Here is a 15,691-nt window from a genome sequence, read left to right on the forward strand (position 1 = left end):
CTCTTAGCGCTGGAACGGATAAATTGAACCCAGACCCATGATTTGAGTCAGCTCGTCCAGTGCAGTGCGGTTTTCCACCAGCAATTGTGGGTCTGCCAGATCCGCCTCGGTCAGACGATCACGGTAGTGTTTCTCAACCCACTGCGTCAGGGACAGATACAAGCCATCGTTCATCAGGGCTTTGGGATTCGCCGCGCGCAATTCGTCGTCGTTTAAGACCACACGCAGACGCAAACACGCAGGACCACCGCCGTTGCACATGCTTTCACGCAGGTCGAACACTTTCACTTCGTTGATCGGGCCGCCGCTGGTCACCAGTTCATTGAGGTACGTCCACACGCGCTCGTTCTTGCGTGACTCTTCCGGGACCACAATCATCATGCGACCGTCAGCTTTGGTCAGCAATTGGCTGTTAAACAGGTACGTCCCGACCGCATCTTGCACCGACACTTTCGCGGACGGCACTTCAATTGGAGTGAATTCACAGTCAAAACGGCCCAATTTGTGGCGAATTTCGTCAAACACTTGCGCTTGATGAATAAACGCTTCCTGATGGTGGAACAGCACCGGACCATTGCTCACCGCAATTACATCGTTGTGGAACACACCTTGGTCGATCACCTCCGGATTCTGTTGCAGGAACACAGTTTGCGATTCATCCAGTTGATGCAGACGCGCCACCGCTTCACTTGCTTCACGGGTTTGACGCGCTGGGAATTTCTGCGGCTCAACCTGACCACCAAACGCCTGACGACCATAAACAAACACTTCCACACCCTGCTCGCCGTAGCTGCGGCACAGACGGTTGTGGTTCGCAGCGCCTTCGTCGCCCATCAGCGCTTGTTGAGGCAGCGCCGCGTGGTGCGCAAAGTGGTTTGCATCGGCAAAAATCGCCTGCAGCGCATTACCGGTGGTGATGTCTTCAATCGAGCGGTGGAACTTGTTGTTCAGGTTCGCCACGGTAAAGTGCACTTTGCGATCCGCCGTGTCAGCTGACGGTGACACCGTCGCCGCGTTTGCGACCCACATGGAAGAAGCCGAGCTTACGTTCGCCAGCAGTTGCGGCGCTTTCTTCGCGGCCTGCGCAATCACTTCAGCATCGGTGCCAGAAAAGCCCAGTTTACGCAGCGTGTGCACGCATGGACGTTCTTGGGGTGGCAGTACGCCTTGTTTGAACCCCATGTCGGACAGGGTTTTCATCTTTTGCAGACCTTGCAGCGCCGCCACTTTCGGGTTTGCGACCGCATTTTTGTTGGAAGTCGAGGCCACGTTGCCAAACGACAGACCGGCATAGTTGTGCGTTAAACCGACGAGACCATCGAAGTTCACTTCATACGCTTGTTTCACTGACATAGGGGAATACTCCTTCTCGCCTTTTTAGTTAAATTGTAGGCCGGGTAAATGTTTTTCTGGCAGGGTCAAATGATCCTGTTCCAGTGACGCCATCGGCCAGGAACAGTAATCCGCGGCGTAGTACGCGCTCGGGCGGTGGTTACCGGATGCGCCGGTGCCACCAAATGGCGCGTTGCTGGAAGCGCCAGTCAACGGCTTGTTCCAGTTCACAATCCCGGCACGCGCTTCAATCAGCAGTTGTTCGTATTTTTCACGTTGTGGAGAAATCAGGCCGGTCGCCAGACCGAAACGGGTACGGTTCGCCAATTTGATGGCTTGATCATAGCTGTCGTAGCGAATGATGCTCAGCAGCGGACCAAAATATTCGTCATCCGGCAGCTCGCTGACCGACGATACCTCAAGAATGCCCGGCGACAGCATGGCGCTGTGATCATTGAGCTTTGCCATACGCAGCAACGGCTCAGCACCAAGGCCAATCAGTGTGTCCTGCGCCGCCAGCAGTTGCTCTGCCGCCGCGGTTGAAATCACCGGGCCCATGAATGGCGCCGGATCGTCGTTCCACTGACCGATGCGAAGATCACGCGTCACGGCAATCAGGCGACGAATCAGTGCATCACCCTGCGCGCCAGCGCGCACCAGTAAACGACGTGAACAGGTACAACGCTGTCCGGCACTGATAAAAGCCGATTGCACCACGATGTTCACAGCGGCATCCAAGTTGTCGTATTCATCAACGATCAGCGCGTTGTTGCCGCCCATTTCCAGCGCCAGAATCTTCTCCGGCTGGCCGGAAAGCTGACGATGGAGCAGATAACCGGTATTGGCCGAGCCGGTAAACAGCAGACCATCGATATCGGTATGTGAAGAGAGGGCAATCCCAGTCTCTTTTGCGCCCTGAACCAAGTTGAGTACGCCAGCCGGTAGACCCGACTGCTGCCAGATTTCCAGCGTGACTTGCGCCGTCCACGGCGTCAGCTCACTTGGCTTAAACACCACGCAGTTCCCCGCAAGCAGCGCGGGCACAATGTGACCGTTTGGCAAATGGCCCGGGAAATTATACGGACCAAACACCGCCAGCACGCCGTGAGGACGGTGGCGCAACACGGCCTGACCTTCGGCCATCGCCGTCACTTTCTGCCCGCTGCGTTCGTGATACGCCTGCACGGAGATCTGCACTTTGTTCATCATCGCCTGCACTTCCGTCAGCGCTTCCCATTTGGGTTTACCCGTTTCTTGAGCAATCACGTCCGCCAGGCGATCGCGCGCTTCATTCAGGTTGGCAACAAAACGGTTCAGAATCTCGATACGCGCTTCTAGCTCCGTGCGCGCCCAGCGTGGGAACGCGTCACGGGCGGCTTGCACCGCTTGATCCACCTGCGCATCGCTGGCCGCATTGCCCGACCAGATGGTTTGCAGATCGCCCGGGTTGTATTTCGACAGGGCAGCGCCTTGGCCTTGCAGCCATTCGCCGTCAATCAACAGATCACGCGAGGTCATGACGTTTCTCCTTGGCAAACAGCGGCGCAATGCGCACATGGTCACCATCGCTCACCTGCAGCGCTTTCGCCTGCGCTGCCGACAGCACAATGTCCGTCTCGGTGCATGGCTGATTGCCAATCAGCGCGCGGTAGTTCTGGTAGCTTTCGTTGCCGATCAGTAAGGTGGTTTCAGTGTCTTCGATGTGCTCAGCAATGACGACTTTACGGGTTTCAAAATCACGCACGATGCGCAGATCTCGGGTGTACGCTTCCAGCGTCGGGCCCGCATCAAAGATGTCGATGTAGCCTTCGTAACGCATGCCTTCACCTTCCAGAATCTTACGGGCTGGCAGCGTGTTTTCATGCACTTCGGCAATCACGGCTTTGGCTTCTTCCGTCAGGAAATCGACGTACAGCGGGTGCTTTGGCATCAGTTCGGCAATGAAGGCTTTCTGGCCGATCCCCGTCAGGTAATCCGCTTCGCTGAAATCAATCGCAAAGAAATGGCGGCCCAAACTTTCCCAGAATGGCGAGTGGCCGTTTTCATCCGACACGCCGCGCATTTCAGCGATCAACTTGTCAGCAAATTTGTCCTGAAACGTCGCCATAAACAGCATGCGCGACTTTGACAACAGGTGACCGTTCTTACCCTGGCGGTAATCCGGGTCAAGGAACAGCGTACACAGTTCGCTATAACCGGTGTGGTCGTTACTCAGAAACAGCGTCGGCATCTGCGTATACACGTTCAGCTCTTTGGAGGCATGAACCAGTGTGCCGACACGAAAATCGTACCAAGCTTCCGTCAGGCCAATCGCGACTTCCACGCCGCTGATCCCCACCACTTCACCGGTTTCGGTTTCTTCCAGCACAAACAGGTAACCCTGATCGTGCAGTGGCGCGTCCCCTTCCCAGGTCGCCATCATCCGTTCGATCCGATCGGTCAGACGCGCTTCGTTGTTTGGCAGAGACGTAAATCCTACCCCGGTTTTGGTCGCCAGCTTCAGCAGCGCCTGTTTGTCATCCCTCGTTACCGGGCGAATTACCATCATAGTCCTGATTCCTTGTTCCTTGTTCCTTGTTGACGATGAAAGCGTTACAGCGAGACAATCCACACCGGCTGGCCAGATTGCAGCCCCGCTTCTTCCATCATTCCTTGCTCGATACTCAACTGGTTCCCTGACAACGTGCCTTCAGCAATCATGGCGCTGAAGCCGTGCAAACCTTCAAAGCCGACCAAAAACGGCATGCCTTTTCCACCGAGTGGTTGCGCTGCAATTTTGCCGCGCTGCATGCCATGCCACACCGACAACGTATTGCGCGGTGCGGTCAGGATTGGACCTGCATCGAAGATCTCAACGTATTTATCTGGTTCAAACCCTTCATCGCTCAGCAGCTGGCACTGCAATTCCGCATCCGGGTGAACCTGCCCCATCACCGCTTGCGCTTCTTCATCAATCAGCGGCACGTACAGCGGGTGGTGTGGCATCAGCTCGGCAACAAAGGTTTTGTCGCGCGTGCCGTTGTAGTACTCGACTTGGTTGTAATCCATGCCGAAGAATTTTCTGCCGACATGCTCCCAGAACGGGGCTCGACCGTTCTTGTCTGCAATACCGGGCAGAACCGCCATCCACTCACTGGCAAAACGAATCGGAAACGCGCTCATATAGAGCAGACGACCGAGGGTGATCAGTGAGGGGTAGGTGGTCGCTTTGAGTGAGGGAACCACATAAAACGAGCACAATTGGGAGTGATCACTCAGATCGTGATTCAACGTCAGCGCATGGATGCGGCTGTGAACATTCAACGCTCGTGATGAGTGGATCAGAATGTCATTGCGAAACGCGTAAAACGGTTCGCGGTAGCCCGCCAGTGCGTTGATCGCTCCCGTGCCCAAAAGGCGTCCGGTTTGGGTCTCTTCCAACACAAAGAAGTAAGACTCTTCTCCCGGACAAATCACATCCTGCTCAAAGGCGGAAACCGAACGTTCCACTTTTTTCATCAGGTGATCACGCATGGCGGGCAAGGTGCACACCATCGGCCCACTGTCGTGTGCCAGACGCTCGATCTCGTTCAGATCACCTAAGTTTGCAGGACGCAATAAAATCATGATTTATTCCTTATGCGTAAAGGCTTCCAGTGCCTGTTCCAATCGATCCAGACCGGTATCGATTTCGTGGGTTGTGATATTCAGTGCCGGCGCAAAACGAACCACGTTCGGGCCGGCAATCAGCGTCATCAGGCCATGCTCGGCCGCCATGTTGCTGATGGTTTTCGCCTGCCCCGCGTGTTCTGCAGTCAGTTCGCAGCCGATCAACAGACCAAGACCACGCACTTGCTTGAACACGCCAAGCTTGGCATTGAGACTTTCCAGACGCGTTACAAAGTGATCGTGCTTAGCTTTCACGCCTTGCAGGAACGCGTCCTGATTAATCTCGCTCAGCACGGCACCCGCAACAGCCGCAGCCAGCGGGTTACCGCCGTAGGTCGTGCCGTGCGTGCCAACCGACAGCGCCGGGGCAAATTGATTGGTGGTCAGAATACCGCCAATCGGGAAACCGCCCCCCAGAGCTTTGGCCGTCGACAGCACATCCGGCGCCACGCCATAGTGCATGTACGCATACAAGTGTCCGGTGCGGCCAACGCCCGTTTGAACTTCATCGAAAATCAGCACGGCATCGTGCTCATCACACAGCGCGCGCAGGCCTTGCAGGAACTCAGGCGTTGCCGGAACAACACCGCCTTCGCCTTGCATGGGTTCCACAATGACCGCACACGTTTGTGGGCCGATCACCTGTTTCGCCGCATCCAGATCGTTGAAATCAACGTGGTGAATCCCCCCTGGCAGCGGCGCGAAATCTTGTGAGTATTTTGGCTGACCGCCCGCGGTCACGGTAAACAGCGTGCGGCCGTGGAACGCATTGCGAAAGGCGACAATCTCATTCTTATCGCTGCCGTGTTTATCCAGCGCGTACTTACGAGCCAGTTTCAGCGCCGCTTCATTCGCTTCCGCACCTGAGTTACAAAAGAACACTTTGTCTGCGAAAGTGCTTTCCACCAGCGTGCGAGCCAGCGCCAGCACTGGCTCGTTGGTGTAACCATTGCCGAGATGCCACAACTTGTCCGCTTGCTCGGTCAGAACCGCTTTCAGCAGCGGGCTCGCATGACCCAGTGCGTTCACCGCAATGCCGCCAGCGAAATCGATGTATTGTTTGCCTTGCTGGTCGTAAACGGTCGAGCCTTCACCGCGAACCGGAATAAACGGTGCAGGAGAAAACATTGGGATCATGTATTGGTCGAAATCGGTTCTGTTTGGCGTGAGCGTCATGTTGTGTGCCTCATTGTGTTATTCCATTGCCACCAGATTACTCAATCGGTTACCAGAATTCGTTCGGATTTCCGACCAAAACTTATAGATTTTCACCCCCGATTTAAACGGACGACTTAAACGAGCTGCTTTATGAAACGGACTGTTTTATTCAATGGACGACTTTAAAACGGACAGCTTTAAAACGTTTTGAAGCGTTTTGCCCGCTCATCCCGCGGCGTCATGTCGTAGTGTGCCTTATAGGCCGAGGAAAAATGAGGCCCGCTGGAAAAGCCACACATCAGGCCAATCTGCACCACCGACTGGTTGGTGGTTTGCAGCAGATGACGCGCTTTTTTCAGCCGCAGCTGCAAGTAGTAGCGCGCTGGCATGGTATCGAGGTAACGCTTAAACAAGCGTTCTAACTGGCGACGGGAAATGTGCACCAGCTCTGCCAGTTCATCGCTCGACAGCGGCTCTTCGAGGTTGCTCTCCATCAGCGCGAGCGCCTGTTGCAGCCTCGGTTGCATCTCTGCGCCGCTGGTGACGCGCTGCTTGTCACTGCCCAGTCTGATCCGTTCGAGACACAATGCATCTGCCAACGTTTGAATCGTCTCTTCGCTTTCAAAACGGCGGAGATAGGCCAGCAGGCAATCGAGCGCGGCCGCCTGACCGCAGCCACTACTGAGGCGTTCACCGAGCACGTAAAGTTCGTGACTGAGCGCCAGTTGCGGATAACGCTGCGCCGCCGCATCCAGCGTGTGACCATGCCACGCCCACGTCGCGTCCAGCCCGATGCCACTCTCCACCAGCCACCAGCCGCCGTTATCCAGCGCCAGCAGGTGTGAATCGCCGCGGGCGGCATACACCGCCAGCGCTCGTTTGACGTCATCGCTCAACGCTGCTTGCGGCGCATGGCTTGCTAGTACAATCAACAGTTGGCAATCGAGCGCGTCGCTGATGACCTGTTCGGTAGGAAGCGTCAGCCCCGCAGTCATCGTCACGGGTTGGTCGGTTTGTTCGGCGATGTAAAAGAGCGTGTATTTGTCTTCGTCCAGAATCTGGTTGATGCAGGCCAGCGACTCGGTGATCGCACCCAAGGTCAGCAGTGAGCAAGGTTGAGGGACATAGAGTCCGATTCTGTGAGGCGAGGAAGATGAGGTCATATCGTGATTACTACGTTCCATGTTGAGTGGCCGACTCACGCACCCATTTTCGGTTGACCATTCACCTTCACTCACCGCAGCAATCTGCTTGCTCGGCCAAGACGGGGCAACACACCGAAAGTCCTTTCGCGTCGATTTGCATGAGCGGTGATCGAATCACCTAGGCAGCGACCTAGGTAGCGACCTCAGTCCAGCCTGAACCGGTTTGACCAAGAAAAAGCGAATAATTAATCAGCTTTATTTCTTCATCATGAAAACTCATGCAAATAAAACAAATAAAATGAATTTTTATATTCCATTCCGCCCATAATAAATACCCACAGGGCTCGTCACATAGTAAATTTAAACACAATAAAATATCAACACATTAAACAAAATCGAAACATATTCCTTTGAATTCATTTCAAATTAATTCAATTAACCAGTTGTTTTATAATGCTTATTTATAGAATAAATCGAGAAGAGAAACGCAATGATAAGATTATTTTCAACTTGCGCATCAATGCAACACTTTGATTAATTCAAATTCAGATTTTTATTTAATTATTTTGAATAAAACATCAAACTAAATATGAGCTATAAATAACAGTTCAATCCGAATGGCGATAGATTCAAGAAGAGACGTCACGGCGAAAATTCATCCGCAAAAACAAAAAAGCCATGGCGAATGCCATGGCTCAAGGGGAATAACAAACAATCACACCGTGGCAGGCAATCCGCCTCAGCCCCACACGCCTTCACTCGGTTCCACCACACTGTCACGGTAGTGGAGCGAGGGAGAGCGATCTTCTGACAACAATAAAGGCCCGTCGATGTCCACCCAGCGCGCTTGCTGCGCCAGCAGAAGTGCCGGAGCCATCGCCAGTGACGTCCCAATCATGCAACCGACCATCACCTCAAAGCCCATCGCTTGCGCCTCTTTGAGTAGTGCCAGCGCTTCCGTCATGCCACCGGTTTTATCCAGCTTGATATTCACTGCCTGATAGCGTCCTTTGAGCGCCGCCAGCGAGGTGCGATCAATGCACGATTCATCAGCGGTGATCGGCAGAACCGGCGTAATGGTTTCCAGCAGATGCTCTTCTTCAAACGCCAGCGGCTGCTCCACCATTTCCACCCCCAGTTTTGCCAGCTCAGGCAGATAGTCGCATAACTGAGCAAAGCTCCAGCCCGTGTTCGCATCAATCACCAAACGCGTATCAGGCGCGGCGGCGCGTACTGCTCGTACCCGCTCTAAATCGCCGCTGCGGCCCAGTTTGAGTTTGAGGATCGGTCGATGCTTCTGCGCGGCAGCGGCGCGGCCCATATTCTCCGCGCTGTCGAGTGACAAGGTAAAAACGGTCGTCACGGGGTGCGGTGCGGCATCAAATCCGGCCATCTGCCAAGCAGGCTGCTGCTGTAATTTGGCTTCAAGTTCAAACAGCGCGCAGTCAATGGCGTTGCGTGGTGCGCCGGAAGGCAGCAGATCGCGCAGTGCATCACGGCTGATGCCGCCTTCAACCGCCGCCACTGCAGATTGCACATCCGCCAGCACATCGAATGGATAATCGGGCTCGAAAATGTCCATGCGCTCGCATTCGCCGCGCCCCACACAACCATCCTGCTCAATTTCAACCACCACGACTTCGCCATGCAGCATCGGCGCCATGCGAGAAATGACAAACGGCTCGTGCAGCGGCCATTGTTCAACGCGTACGCTCATCTTACGCATAACACACCTCAGTCAGGCCATCGACGATCTTCGCCACGCCTGTGCGCACTGGATCAACCACGGGTACACCAAACTGCTTCTCAACGCGGGCGATTTCAGCCAGCGCTGCTTCCTCAGTCAGGTTGACCGTGTTCAACGCAATGCCACCTAAACGAATGTTCGGGTTCGTCACGCGGCCCATGGTCAGGTTGATGTCGATGGTGGTTTGTAGATCCGGCACGCTAAAGCCCGGCATTTCGTCCATCTGCGTGCGGCCCGCTTCGTGGCACACAATGATCACATCCGCCTGCGCGCCATGCAGCAGACCCAAACTCACGCCCGCATAAGCCGGATGCAGCAGCGAACCCTGACCTTCAATAATGTCCCAGTGCTCCGGTGCGTTGTCCGGCGACAGGTTTTCCACCATGCCGGAGATAAAATCAGACACCACGGCATCGACCGGAACACCGCTGCCTTCAATCAGAATGCCGGTCTGACCGGTCGCGCGAAACGTCGCGGCCACGCCACGTTGTTCCAGTTCACGATGAATCGCCAGCGTGGTGAACATTTTGCCTACACAGCAATCGGTGCCGACACTCAGCAGACGTTTCCCACCACGGGGTAACCCCGTGCCACACACCATCGACCCTTGGGGAACACGCACATCAATCAGTTTTTGCCCAGTGCGTTCAGCCGCCGCCACCAGCTCAGGAATGTCGTTGAGGCGCATGTGCAGGCCGCTGGCGATATCCATGCCCGCTTCCATCGCATCAATCAGAATATCTAACCACGCCATTGGCAAAGTACCACCCACCGGTGCCAGACCGAGAATGAAGGTTTTGGCGCCGCACGCCGCCGCTTCACGCGGGGACATTTCCGCTAAGCCCAAATCGGCTTTGGCACCCGGCAGACGAAATTGCGCCAGGCATTTTTCTGGGCGCCAATGCGCCACACCTTTCGCCACTTTCGCCATCAGCAGGTCGTTGGCATCGCCCAGAAACACTAAGTAAGGGGTTTTCAATTCAATCTTGTTCATTGTGTTAGTCCTTTTTAAAGTCAAACGAGCCCACAAGAGCCATCACTCCCGGTGCCATCAGGTGGTGGTAAACGTGGAAAAATCAGGTCGCAGCAGCGGTCACGGGATTTGCTTCCGGCGTTCGCTGAATCTGATGTCGGTAGAGGTAACGCTCTGCCTGACGCCAGACCATCACAAACACCGTTGCGATGATGAGGTACAACCCTGCCGCCAAAAAGTACGTCGAAATATCAAAAGTTTGTGAGAAAGCGCGCCGTGTTTGGCCCATTAAATCCATCACGGTGATCACGCTGGCCACCGCGCCGCCTTTGAGCATTAAAATGCATTCATTACCCAGTGCCGGAAACGCAATCCGATACGCCAGCGGCAGCACAATGTGGCGATACAGCAGGCTGTTGTTCATCCCCATCGACTTGGCCGCTTCAATTTCACCAGCGTCGACCGACTGAATCGCGCCGCGCAGAATTTCCGTCTGATAAGCCAGCGAGTTGAACGTGAACGCCAGTAGCGCGCAGTTAAACGGGTCGCGGAAAAAGTGCCACAGCCCCATCTCCATCAGCCACGGACGAAATTGCCCGGAGCCGTAATAGAGTAAAAACAGTTGTGCAATCAGCGGCGTGCCGCGAAAGAACGAGATGAACCACTGCACCGGCCAGCGATACACGCGCGCACGCTGAATGCGCAGCAGCGACATCGGCAGCGCCAGCAACGCCGCCAGTGACACAGAGATAAAGGTGATTTTAAGTGTCATCCATGCGCCATCCAGCAACATCGGTGCGACTTTAGCGATAAATTCGGTCATGACGGTCTCCTTATCGACTCACGCGAATGCCGCGTTTGGAACGCACTTCCATCGCAGCCAGTACCCGCTCACAGCAAACGCATACGGCCCAGTACGCCAGGCACACGGTGAGATAAAACAGGAACGGTTTCTTGGTTGCGCCTACCGCGATATTCGCCGCGCGCATCAAATCATCCAGCGCAATCACCGACACCAGCGCGGTGTCTTTGAGCAGGTTGATCCAGAGGTTGCCCAGCCCCGGCAGTGCCAAGCGCAGCAGTTGTGGGCGCTCAATCAGCCAAAAAATCTGCCCGCGGCCCATCGCCAGTGAATAGCCCGCTTCGCGTTGGCCTTTATCCATGGCTTTCCACGCGCCACGCAGCACTTCCGCCGCATAGCCACTGAAGACCAAGCCCAGCGCAATCACACCCGCACCAAACGGATTGAGTTCAAAAAAGCCGTTGCTCGGATCAAGCCATTTCAGGGTTTTGTTAATCAACAGACCGACGCCGTGGTAAATGATGAACAGCGTCAGCAGCTCCGGTAGGCCGCGCAGCACCGTGGTGTACACGGTGGCAAACCAGCGGTGGCCTTTGTGCTTGCTGATCGACAGTGCGGCAACGCCCGTGCCAAGCACCATCCCCACCGGTAACGCACACAGCGCCAACCCGAGCGTAATCGCCAGCCCTTTGAGCAGTTCGTCGCCCCAGCCACTGTCACCCAGACTCAGATACATCAAATCATCCATCGCGTCGCTCTCTTCGTGATTCCATTCAAGTGGCGACTCACGCCGCCACCCGTCGGCTGACTTATTTCAGCGTCAGCAGGTTAATCTTGAAAAACTCGTCGTTGATTTTCTGATAGGTGCCATCTTTGATGATGTTCGCGAGCGCCTGATTGACACGCTGACGCAGGGCGTCGTCTTCTTTGCGCAGCGCAATGCCCACGCCGTCGCCTACGTATTTGCTGTCGGTAATCAGATCGCCCGCTTTGTGGCAACACGCGCCGTCGTCTGAGCTCAGCCAGTCGGTCATTGGCATGATGTCGCCCGCCTGCGCATCAATCCGGCCACTGGCCAAATCGAGATTCACCGCGTCCTGAGTCGGATACAGGCGCACATCCGATTCCGGATAGTTGGCCAGCAGATATTCCGCCTGCGTCGTCGAGCTTTGCGCACCGATGATTAAGCCTTTCATCGCTTTCGGCGACACATCTTTGATGCCTGAGTTTTTATCAACCACAAAGGTCATCGCAGAAGCCTGATACGGCGCGCTGAACGAGACCTGCTGTTTACGTGCTTCGGTAATAAACATCGAGGCGAGAATCATGTCGTACTTACCCGCGAGCAGCGCCGGAATAATGCCGTCCCAATCCTGAGCGACAAATTCACATTCCACTTTCATTTCGCTGCACAGCGCCTTACCAATTTCAATATCAAACCCCGCCAACTGACCATCAGCGGTGTAGTAATTGAACGGCGGGTACGCGCCTTCGGTGCCAATTTTAATTATTTCTGCGCTGGCTGACGCCGCGAATGCCACTGAGGTTGCGAGTAATGCGCCCCATCCTTTTCCTTTTGTCATCATGGATTCCCTTCTACTTTTGTTATGCCCGTACGACTCATAATACGCCCGGTCGTTTGGGTGAATGATTTCATTCCAGACTGTCGTTTGCCGTGAAGACCGCTTCCTTTCACAACCGCAAACGATGCAAGCTCACTCATGAGTATGTTGAAAGTTGGATAAAATCCATAATGATGAATAAGTATGATATACATAGCGTATCGCTATGGATAACTCATCAAGGACATCACGCCATGCTCAACGCCAAAGATCGCCTGCTGCGCAATCTCGACTGGAATCTGCTCTATACCTTTCTCACGATCGTGAATGAAGGCGGCATCAGTGCGGCGGCGCGAAAGCTGTCACTCAGCCAGCCCAGTGTCAGCAATGCGTTGAAGCGGCTGGAAGAGCATGTCGACAAGCGGTTGATCCTGCGTAAAAAAGGTGTGTTCGCCCTGACGCTGCACGGCATGCGAGTGTACGAATACGCCTCTTCGGTGGGACGAATCATCGGCAACATGGCGGATCAGTTTGTCGATCAAACGGATAATATTCAGGGCGAGCTGAATATTGAGATTGCCAGCCATCTACAATGCCCGGCGTTTGACGCTACCCTCGCCCAATACCATGCGCTGTTTCCCAACGTCATTTTCAACGTCAACACGCACCCGAGTGCCGACATTGTCAGCCATGTGGCCGATGGCCTGCTGCATATTGGCCTCAGCAACAAAAAAATCGCTAAAACCGGGATCCGCTGCGATTTTCTCGGCTATGAGCAGATGGGTTTTTACTGTGGTCGTACCCATCCCTGCTTTGGGCGCGATGACCTGACCTTGGACGACATCAAAGGCCTGCCCTATATCTCGTTTGAAAGTGACCAACCCGGCGAAGGCTTGGACGCGATTGCTCACTTTCGCGATCAGCAGCAGTTTTGGGGCAAATTGGTTGCCGTATCATCGAATTTAGAGGAAGTTCGCCGCATGATTATGGCAGGACTTGGTTTTGGTGCGCTGACGGTGGAAAGCGCCAAGCCGTATGTGGCGCAAGGGTTATTATGGCCGCTACCGCCGTATGAGTCGCTACCGGTGACCGAAATGTATCTGGTGACGCCGGACACCGTTTCGCTGAATGATATCGAGGTGCATTTTGTGCGCCTGCTGAAACAGCAAACCCAAGCGCTGGTGCGCAGCACGCTCAATGCGATTCAGAGCGCGCATCACCAGCCATTGAGTGACTCACCATTGAGTGAATAACCGATGCATACTGTGTGAATATCGCGCAGTTATGCGTCAATAAAGGGCAAAATCACCGACATCGCGTGTTGCACGGTCTGCTCCTTGACTGATAGATGAGGTTAAGGTGTCAGTGGTTTTCCATGCGCTCTTTTAACGCGTTGAGATCGTTGATGACCGCCATTTTGTCGCGAAAGAAGGCTTCATCGCTCATGCCATCGCGGCGAAATAGGGTGAAGGTGAATTCGCAACCTTCGCCATGGGGCACAACGCGCATCGGGTTATACACCCGTTCGCCATCTTCAAGTTCGACCGTGTGGTCCATGACACCAAAGGGATTGGCCGGAGCGAATTCAATCCGCACCTGGCCAAACGGCGCCTCAACCAACCAGAGGTTGCCCTCTTGAATCACGTTGGACTGCGCCAACCCAGCCGCCCACAAAGGCAGATTGACGGGGTTCGACGCAAATTGATACACCGTCTGCACGGGGCAGTCGATGTAAAGACTGAGGTGGTGCACTTCGTTCATACGACGCCTTTCAAGACTGGCTATTTTAACGCCAGTCTACGAGGTAAAAAGTGCACAAAGCAAGCGAAGAACGTGCTTACTCGCCGTGGTTGATGTCAACCAGTGCTTCCACCTGCACCTGTGAGCAGATCGCGTGTTCGTTCAGCCACTTTTCAACCGCTGCACGGTCTTCATCCGTTGCTGAATCGTAGCGGCCTTCGGCAACCACAAACCCATCAAACGACTCGTGATTCGCGCCACCGCCCATCACCAGATTACGGCTTTCAATGAAATCGATGAAGCTGTCGAGCAACACGTCGTATTGCGTGTCGTCATCGGCGTTCACCTTGCACGAAAACGCGAAGCCCAGTACCTGAAATTCGCCCACGTAAAGTTTCTTTCTCAGTCGTTTGCTTCTGTTGGTTGTCATTGTTATTTCCTCGTTACTATCAAAAGTGCAATGCGCTCGTTACCGCGGTTATCGTGTGGATAATCGCTGTTTTTTCGAGCATTTTTCTTCAATCTGTTACCGCTGCGACACAATTTTTTTTCGCGCGTTCTATGATGACGTTATCGCCCGATCACGCCCCGCAAAAGTTTGCAAACCCAGTCATGGTGCGCAATCTGTTGATCGGCAAACCGTGTCTAAGCATAAGGAGTGTCGTGATGAAATACCAACATATCCTGGTCGCGCTCGAACTCTCAGACGACAGCAAGCCGCTCATCGATAAAGCGGTGTCGTTTGCCGAGGGAACCGGCGCGGATGTGTCATTTATCCATATCGATGGCACCATTGGCGAGATCTACAAAGAGTTGATCGACATTCAGGCCGATCCGAACCAGAAACCGCTCAATGACCACTCAAACAAAATGCTCAAATCGCTACAACAATACAGCGATTTTCCGATCAAACATTTCTATGTTGGCACGGGCGATCTGAGTGACAAACTCGGCCAAGTCATCATCGATAACGGTTTTGATCTGCTGATTTGCGGTCATCACCATGACTTTGTCAGCAAGTTAGTCTCCTATTCTCGCCATCTGATCAACAAATCCCCCATCGATATTCTGGTGGTTCCGATCTGACTTCTGGTCATCAATACGCGAAAAAAAACGATAACCCCAAGCAACCTCAACCGACTTGGGGTTATCGTCTCTTCACTTCATTCAATAATCGACTTTCTTTCTCAAGACTTTGGTTTCGCCACGTTTGGATTTACCATCCATACGGCGGCGTTGTGAGCCCAACGTCGGTTTGGTCGCGCGACGCTTTTTCTGCACGACCATCGCGGACAAGATCAGCTCTTTGAGTCGCTCCAACGCGGCTTCTTTATTCTGCACTTGGGTGCGAAATTCCTGCGATTTAATCACGATCACGCCCTCGGTCGTGATACGGCTGTCGGACAATTTAAGCAATCGTTCTTTGTAAACCGCAGGCAGCGACGAACGCTTGATATCAAAACGCAAATGAATCGCAGTGGCAACCTTGTTGACGTTCTGGCCGCCATTGCCCGCCGAACGAATCGCGTTGATTTCGATTTCCCAGTCGGCCAGCGTGACGCTGTTTGAAATCACCAACATGCC

16 protein-coding genes are annotated in these 15,691 nt (G+C 54.2%); 2 read left to right on the plus strand and 14 right to left on the minus strand.

Translation table 11 applies throughout. From position 1 onward, the window contains the following. Window positions 1-3: 3 nt before the first annotated feature. The 11 genes from astB to ACS18Q_RS20940 form a co-directional block, all read right to left on the minus strand. A complete protein-coding gene (gene astB / locus ACS18Q_RS20890; RefSeq protein ID WP_172562606.1) occupies window positions 4-1,353 on the minus strand; it encodes an N-succinylarginine dihydrolase in 1,350 nt (449 codons plus the stop codon). A gap of 24 nt (window positions 1,354-1,377) precedes the next feature. Beyond that, window positions 1,378-2,850, minus strand: coding sequence for a succinylglutamate-semialdehyde dehydrogenase (gene astD, locus ACS18Q_RS20895; RefSeq protein WP_441257814.1), 1,473 nt, complete (start codon window positions 2,848-2,850; stop codon window positions 1,378-1,380). After that, window positions 2,837-3,880, minus strand: coding sequence for an arginine N-succinyltransferase (astA, locus tag ACS18Q_RS20900; RefSeq protein ID WP_004727139.1), 1,044 nt, complete (start codon window positions 3,878-3,880; stop codon window positions 2,837-2,839). Before astA ends, astD begins: the two co-directional genes overlap by 14 nt. A 44-nt stretch (window positions 3,881-3,924) precedes the next feature. Beyond that, window positions 3,925-4,938, minus strand: a complete 1,014-nt coding sequence (locus ACS18Q_RS20905; RefSeq protein WP_158164634.1) for an arginine N-succinyltransferase — start codon at window positions 4,936-4,938, stop codon at window positions 3,925-3,927. Between the two features lie 3 nt (window positions 4,939-4,941). Continuing rightward, on the minus strand, window positions 4,942-6,156 hold the full coding sequence (locus tag ACS18Q_RS20910) for a bifunctional succinylornithine transaminase/acetylornithine transaminase (RefSeq protein WP_055465606.1): 1,215 nt from the start codon (window positions 6,154-6,156) through the stop codon (window positions 4,942-4,944). Between the two features lie 179 nt (window positions 6,157-6,335). Continuing rightward, window positions 6,336-7,301 (minus strand): GlxA family transcriptional regulator, encoded by a 966-nt coding sequence (locus ACS18Q_RS20915; protein ID WP_441257815.1) that lies wholly within the window; start codon window positions 7,299-7,301, stop codon window positions 6,336-6,338. A 721-nt stretch (window positions 7,302-8,022) separates the two neighbouring features. Then, entirely contained in the window at window positions 8,023-9,009 is a 987-nt protein-coding gene (gene dgcA, locus ACS18Q_RS20920) for an N-acetyl-D-Glu racemase DgcA (protein ID WP_143679875.1), read from the minus strand. Then, the gene (gene dgcN, locus ACS18Q_RS20925) at window positions 9,002-10,024 is read right to left on the minus strand and encodes an N-acetyltransferase DgcN (RefSeq protein ID WP_441257816.1); all 1,023 of its coding nucleotides are present in this window, start codon (window positions 10,022-10,024) and stop codon (window positions 9,002-9,004) included. The genes dgcA and dgcN overlap by 8 nt, the downstream gene beginning before the upstream one ends. 82 nt (window positions 10,025-10,106) lie before the next feature. Next, the gene (locus ACS18Q_RS20930) at window positions 10,107-10,826 is read right to left on the minus strand and encodes an ABC transporter permease (RefSeq protein ID WP_020432747.1); all 720 of its coding nucleotides are present in this window, start codon (window positions 10,824-10,826) and stop codon (window positions 10,107-10,109) included. Window positions 10,827-10,836: 10 nt separating this feature from the next. Beyond that, entirely contained in the window at window positions 10,837-11,553 is a 717-nt protein-coding gene (locus ACS18Q_RS20935) for an ABC transporter permease (RefSeq protein WP_014257675.1), read from the minus strand. 61 nt (window positions 11,554-11,614) lie between these two features. Further along, window positions 11,615-12,391: a transporter substrate-binding domain-containing protein gene (locus ACS18Q_RS20940; protein ID WP_441257817.1), complete on the minus strand. Its 777-nt coding sequence runs from the start codon at window positions 12,389-12,391 to the stop codon at window positions 11,615-11,617. A 230-nt stretch (window positions 12,392-12,621) separates the two neighbouring features. On the opposite strand from ACS18Q_RS20940, the gene ACS18Q_RS20945 reads away from it, so the two are divergent. Continuing rightward, complete coding sequence (locus ACS18Q_RS20945; protein ID WP_158126052.1) at window positions 12,622-13,620, plus strand: LysR family transcriptional regulator; 999 nt, start codon at window positions 12,622-12,624, stop codon at window positions 13,618-13,620. A gap of 109 nt (window positions 13,621-13,729) precedes the next feature. Here the strand turns inward: ACS18Q_RS20945 and ACS18Q_RS20950 are convergent, their stop codons facing one another. Both ACS18Q_RS20950 and ACS18Q_RS20955 read right to left on the minus strand, forming a co-directional pair. Beyond that, window positions 13,730-14,128: an SRPBCC family protein gene (locus tag ACS18Q_RS20950; RefSeq protein ID WP_441257818.1), complete on the minus strand. Its 399-nt coding sequence runs from the start codon at window positions 14,126-14,128 to the stop codon at window positions 13,730-13,732. A 76-nt stretch (window positions 14,129-14,204) separates the two neighbouring features. Continuing rightward, entirely contained in the window at window positions 14,205-14,537 is a 333-nt protein-coding gene (locus ACS18Q_RS20955) for a YggL family protein (RefSeq protein ID WP_049781842.1), read from the minus strand. A 236-nt stretch (window positions 14,538-14,773) separates the two neighbouring features. On the opposite strand from ACS18Q_RS20955, the gene ACS18Q_RS20960 reads away from it, so the two are divergent. Next, window positions 14,774-15,193: a universal stress protein gene (locus tag ACS18Q_RS20960; RefSeq protein ID WP_004727156.1), complete on the plus strand. Its 420-nt coding sequence runs from the start codon at window positions 14,774-14,776 to the stop codon at window positions 15,191-15,193. A gap of 81 nt (window positions 15,194-15,274) precedes the next feature. Here the strand turns inward: ACS18Q_RS20960 and arfB are convergent, their stop codons facing one another. Further along, complete coding sequence (gene arfB, locus ACS18Q_RS20965) at window positions 15,275-15,688, minus strand: alternative ribosome rescue aminoacyl-tRNA hydrolase ArfB (RefSeq protein ID WP_004727157.1); 414 nt, start codon at window positions 15,686-15,688, stop codon at window positions 15,275-15,277. Between the last annotated feature and the right edge of the window lie 3 nt (window positions 15,689-15,691).

The organism is Vibrio sp. Vf1514 (genome assembly GCF_052076135.1).
GTDB lineage: Bacteria > Pseudomonadota > Gammaproteobacteria > Enterobacterales > Vibrionaceae > Vibrio > Vibrio furnissii.

Excerpts from the sequence above, each read along its gene's own strand:
- ACS18Q_RS20915 (WP_441257815.1), bottom strand. The coding sequence starts at position 7,301 with ATGACCTCATCTTCCTCGCCTCACAGAATCGGACTCTATGTCCCTCAA.
- ACS18Q_RS20955 (WP_049781842.1), bottom strand. The coding sequence starts at position 14,537 with ATGACAACCAACAGAAGCAAACGACTGAGAAAGAAACTTTACGTGGGC.
- ACS18Q_RS20930 (WP_020432747.1), bottom strand. The coding sequence starts at position 10,826 with ATGACCGAATTTATCGCTAAAGTCGCACCGATGTTGCTGGATGGCGCA.
- dgcN (WP_441257816.1), bottom strand. The coding sequence starts at position 10,024 with ATGAACAAGATTGAATTGAAAACCCCTTACTTAGTGTTTCTGGGCGAT.
- ACS18Q_RS20960 (WP_004727156.1), top strand. The coding sequence starts at position 14,774 with ATGAAATACCAACATATCCTGGTCGCGCTCGAACTCTCAGACGACAGC.
- ACS18Q_RS20945 (WP_158126052.1), top strand. The coding sequence starts at position 12,622 with ATGCTCAACGCCAAAGATCGCCTGCTGCGCAATCTCGACTGGAATCTG.
- astA (WP_004727139.1), bottom strand. The coding sequence starts at position 3,880 with ATGATGGTAATTCGCCCGGTAACGAGGGATGACAAACAGGCGCTGCTG.
- arfB (WP_004727157.1), bottom strand. The coding sequence starts at position 15,688 with ATGTTGGTGATTTCAAACAGCGTCACGCTGGCCGACTGGGAAATCGAA.
- dgcA (WP_143679875.1), bottom strand. The coding sequence starts at position 9,009 with ATGCGTAAGATGAGCGTACGCGTTGAACAATGGCCGCTGCACGAGCCG.
- ACS18Q_RS20950 (WP_441257818.1), bottom strand. The coding sequence starts at position 14,128 with ATGAACGAAGTGCACCACCTCAGTCTTTACATCGACTGCCCCGTGCAG.
- astD (WP_441257814.1), bottom strand. The coding sequence starts at position 2,850 with ATGACCTCGCGTGATCTGTTGATTGACGGCGAATGGCTGCAAGGCCAA.
- ACS18Q_RS20940 (WP_441257817.1), bottom strand. The coding sequence starts at position 12,391 with ATGATGACAAAAGGAAAAGGATGGGGCGCATTACTCGCAACCTCAGTG.
- astB (WP_172562606.1), bottom strand. The coding sequence starts at position 1,353 with ATGTCAGTGAAACAAGCGTATGAAGTGAACTTCGATGGTCTCGTCGGT.
- ACS18Q_RS20910 (WP_055465606.1), bottom strand. The coding sequence starts at position 6,156 with ATGACGCTCACGCCAAACAGAACCGATTTCGACCAATACATGATCCCA.
- ACS18Q_RS20935 (WP_014257675.1), bottom strand. The coding sequence starts at position 11,553 with ATGGATGATTTGATGTATCTGAGTCTGGGTGACAGTGGCTGGGGCGAC.
- ACS18Q_RS20905 (WP_158164634.1), bottom strand. The coding sequence starts at position 4,938 with ATGATTTTATTGCGTCCTGCAAACTTAGGTGATCTGAACGAGATCGAG.